The organism is Frankia sp. AgKG'84/4 (assembly GCF_023242965.2).
Lineage (GTDB): Bacteria > Actinomycetota > Actinomycetes > Frankiales > Frankiaceae > Frankia.
Map to the genome: position 1 here is coordinate 1 of NZ_JALKFU020000527.1, position 3818 is coordinate 3818.

Genomic DNA, 3818 nt, shown 5'->3' on the forward strand with positions numbered 1-3818 from the left:
CCGCGGGTGGGCCCGCCGAGGAGCCGGCCGTCACCGCGCCCGCGGTGGGCGGGCGATGAGCGTGAGCGCCGCGACCGACCGGCTCAGTCGGCTGCTCGCCCTCGTCCCCTGGCTGCGCGCGCATCCCGGCGTGTCGATGTCGGCGGCGGCGGACGCGTTCGGCATCACCGCGCGCCAGCTGCGTGACGACCTGGACCTGCTGTTCGTCTGCGGGCTGCCCGGCGGCGCGCCCGGTGACCTCATCGACCTGAGCTACTCGGGCGACCAGATCACCGTCGCCGACCCGCAGACCCTCGACCGGCCGCTGCGGCTGTCGGTGGACGAGGCCACCGCGCTCGTCGTCGCCGCCAGGGCGCTCGCCGACGTGCCGGGTCTGGCCAGCCGCGACGAGCTCGACCGCGCGCTGGAGAAGCTGGAGAAGGCGGTGGGTGCGGGCGGCAGCGCCGCCGGGCAGGTGCGGGTCAGCCTCGACGCCCACGACGAGGTGCTCGCCGCGGTCCAGCGGGCGCTGCGGGACCGGCGTCGGGTCCATCTGCGCTACCTCGTCTGGTCCCGGGATGAGCTGACCGAGCGTGACGTTGACCCGATGCGGGTGCTGCTGCGCGACGGCCGGTGGTACCTGGAGGGCTGGTGCCACCAGGCGGAGGCGGTGCGCCTGTTCCGGCTGGACCGCATCGAGGGCCCGGACGGCGTGCGCCTGCTCGACGCCGCGGCCGACCCGCCGCCGCAGGCGATCTCCCGTGACACCAGCGACGGCATCTACCGGCCCGGGCCCGGCGACGTGCGGGTCGTGCTCGAGCTCGCCCCGGCGGCCCGCTGGGTCGCCGACTACTACCCGGTGGCCGAGACCCGCGAGCTGCCTGGGCGCCGCCTGCGGGTGACCCTGTACGCGGGGGAGACCTCCTGGCTGCACCGGCTGGTCCTCGGCCTCGGCGCGGACGCGCGGATCGTCGAGCCGCGGGAGCTCGCCGCCGAGGTGCACGACCTGGCCCGGCGCGCCCTGGCCGCCTACGGCCTCGCGCCGGACCCGCCCGGCCCGCTGGACCCGCCCGGTCCGCTGGACCCGGCCGCCCACCCGGACCCGGCGGGCACCGTGACCCCCGAGGCCAGGCGGTAAGCTGATCGACGTGCTCTGGGCGCTCGTATACGTCGTGCTGATCCTCGGTGGACTGCTGCTGGTCGCACTGTGCGCCTGGCGGGTGTGGCAGAAGGTGCGCGGCGTGCGCCGTGCGCTCGCCGAGCTCTCGTCCCAGGCCTCCGCGCTGGCCGCGGACACCGCCGCGCTCTCGGCTCGGCTGGAGCACGCCGACGTCGCGACCCGGCTGGCGCAGCGCACGCCCTGACCGCGGGCGCCGCGTTCTGACACTTCTGGCTGGTTGGTGCGGCTCGAGATGGCCAGAGCGTCCCGTGACGGCTACCCTTCGTCGTAGATGCCGGCTTCGTAGCGTAGCTGTCATCTGCGAGATACCCGCAGGCCGTCTCTTGCCTCCTAGGCTGGCGGACGTAGCATCGATCGCATCCGTCGCCGCACCGGGGCGGGTAACCCTCATCGGAGGACGCCGACCATGCCAAACCTGGGCACCACCGAGATCATCATCATCGCGCTCGTCGTGCTCGTGCTGTTCGGCTCGAAGAAGCTCCCCGACGCGGCGCGGTCCTTCGGCCGATCCCTGCGCATCTTCAAGGCCGAGACCAAGGGCCTTCGCGACGACGACCAGCCGGCCCAGCCGGTCACCCCGGCGCCGCTGCCCATCGACGCGCCCGCCGCGCCCGCGCAGGCCGCTGCCCAGGCCGGTGTGACCTCCTCCGTCAACGGCTCCGCCCCGGTAGCCGACAAGCACTGACTCCGGCGGCGAGGCGGCGCAGCGTCGCCCGGCGTCCGCCGCCGGCCGCCCGCGCCGGCGGTTTCCTCCCCCTCGACCAGGAGACCCCGACGTGCCAGGGATGCCCACGCCCCGCAGGCTCCTCGCCTCGGTGCACCACCGGCGGACCCGCACGGTCGAAGACAGTCGCATGCCGCTCACGGAGCATCTCCGTGAGCTGCGTAACCGGATCGCGGTCGCGCTGCTGGCGTTCGCGGTCGCCGCCGTCGTCTGCTTCATCCTCGAACCGCATATCTTCAACTGGCTCAAGGCGCCCTACTGTGACCTGCCGGCCAGCAAGCGGTTCACCCCCGAGGGCAAGGCGACGTCCGACTGCACGCTGTACTTCTTCGGGATCCTTGACGCCTTCACCATCCGGCTGAAGATCTCCATGATCGCGGCGGCGGTGGTGTCCTCGCCGGTGTGGCTCTACCAGCTCTGGTCGTTCATCACCCCCGGCCTGCACCGGCACGAGCGGCGCTGGTCGCTCACGTTCGTCGGGATCTCGGTGGCCCTGTTCGCCACCGGCGCCGCGTTCGCCTACCTGACCCTGTCCACGGGCCTGAGCCTGCTGCTCGGCTTCGGCGGGAACGGCCTGGTCAGCGTCCTGGACGGCAACCGTTACCTCAGCTACGTCCAGGCGATGCTGCTGATCTTCGGCCTGTCGTTCGAGGTGCCGCTGCTGGTGGCCATGCTGAACCTCGCCGGCGTGGTGACCACGGCGCGGCTGCGGTCCTGGCGGCGGGCGGAGATCTTCCTCGTCTTCGTGTTCGCCGCGATCGTGACGCCCAGCCAGGACCCGTTCACGATGCTCGCCCTCGGCCTGCCGATGGTGCTGCTCTACGAGGTCGCGCTGATCGTCGGCTGGCTCAACGACCGGCGCAGGGCACGGCGCGGCGACGACTCGCCGTACGCCGACCTGGGTGACGACGAGACGTCCCCCCTCGACCTCGACGAGCCGCCCCGCCCCCGGGCCGGCGACGCCGGGCAGCCGAGCTCGAGTGCGGCGACCTCACCGGTCGGCGCCGGCGCGGCGTCGCCGGGCGTGGACCCGGGCGACATCACCTGAGCCGCGCCGGCCGGGCGGTTCCCTCGAGAAGTCCCGTAGGGTGACGAGTGTGTCCTCCACGCCTGAGGCTCTCGTGGAGTTCGCCGCCAGCCTTTCCTTCGGGCTCGACCCCTTCCAGCACGAGGCGCTGGCGGCGTTGGCCGCCGGCGACGGGGTGCTGGTCGCGGCGCCCACGGGAGCGGGCAAGACCGTCGTTGGCGAGTTCGCGGCCCACCTCGCCCTGAGCACCGGAACGCGCTGCTTCTACACGACGCCGATCAAGGCGCTGTCGAACCAGAAGTTCGCCGACCTCGCGGCCCGCTACGGCGCCGACGCGGTCGGCCTGCTGACCGGCGACACCTCCCGCAATGGCTCCGCGCCGATCGTGGTGATGACCACCGAGGTGCTGCGCAACATGCTCTACGCCGGCCCCGTCGGCGGCGGCGGCCTCGACAACCTCGGCTACGTGGTGATGGACGAGGTGCATTACCTCGCCGACCGCCAGCGCGGCGCCGTGTGGGAAGAGGTCATCATCCACCTGCCGGCGCACGTCCGGCTGGTGTCGCTCTCGGCGACGGTGAGCAACGCCGAGGAGTTCGGCGAATGGCTCGTCACCGTCCGCGGACACACCCGGGTCATCGTCAGCGACCACCGGCCGGTGCCGCTGTGGCAGCACGTCCTCGCCGACCGGACGCTGCACGATCTGTTCCTCGACGACGCTGCCGGCCAGCCCCTGCCGACGGCGCGCACCGGGGCGGTCTCGGCGCGCGAACTCACCGGACCCGACCTGGCCCGCCTCCCCTCGGAGCCCGCGCGCCCCGCCGGCGACACCGCGCGGCCCGGTCGACGTCCACCTCGACGCCGACCACGTCCCAGCCCGCGGTGACCGCCCGCATCGCCACCGGAAG

The 3818-nt window shown here is 73.3% G+C and carries 3 protein-coding genes and 2 pseudogenes; all 5 read left to right on the forward strand.

Going from position 1 to position 3818, the window contains the following annotated elements; all coding sequences use genetic code 11:
• Positions 1 to 61 precede the first annotated feature (61 nt).
• Positions 62 to 1018: pseudogene (locus MXD58_RS22525) on the forward strand (helix-turn-helix transcriptional regulator); the annotation flags it as partial.
• Between the two features lie 109 nt (positions 1019 to 1127).
• Positions 1128 to 1343: a hypothetical protein gene (locus tag MXD58_RS22530; RefSeq protein WP_248840373.1), complete on the forward strand. Its 216-nt coding sequence runs from the start codon at positions 1128 to 1130 to the stop codon at positions 1341 to 1343.
• Between the two features lie 222 nt (positions 1344 to 1565).
• Positions 1566 to 1844 (forward strand): Sec-independent protein translocase subunit TatA, encoded by a 279-nt coding sequence (tatA, locus tag MXD58_RS22535; RefSeq protein WP_248840374.1) that lies wholly within the window; start codon positions 1566 to 1568, stop codon positions 1842 to 1844.
• Between the two features lie 91 nt (positions 1845 to 1935).
• Complete coding sequence (gene tatC / locus MXD58_RS22540; RefSeq protein ID WP_248840375.1) at positions 1936 to 2931, forward strand: twin-arginine translocase subunit TatC; 996 nt, start codon at positions 1936 to 1938, stop codon at positions 2929 to 2931.
• Positions 2932 to 2980: 49 nt separating this feature from the next.
• Positions 2981 to 3626: pseudogene (locus tag MXD58_RS22545) on the forward strand (DEAD/DEAH box helicase); the annotation flags it as partial.
• Positions 3627 to 3818 lie beyond the last annotated feature (192 nt).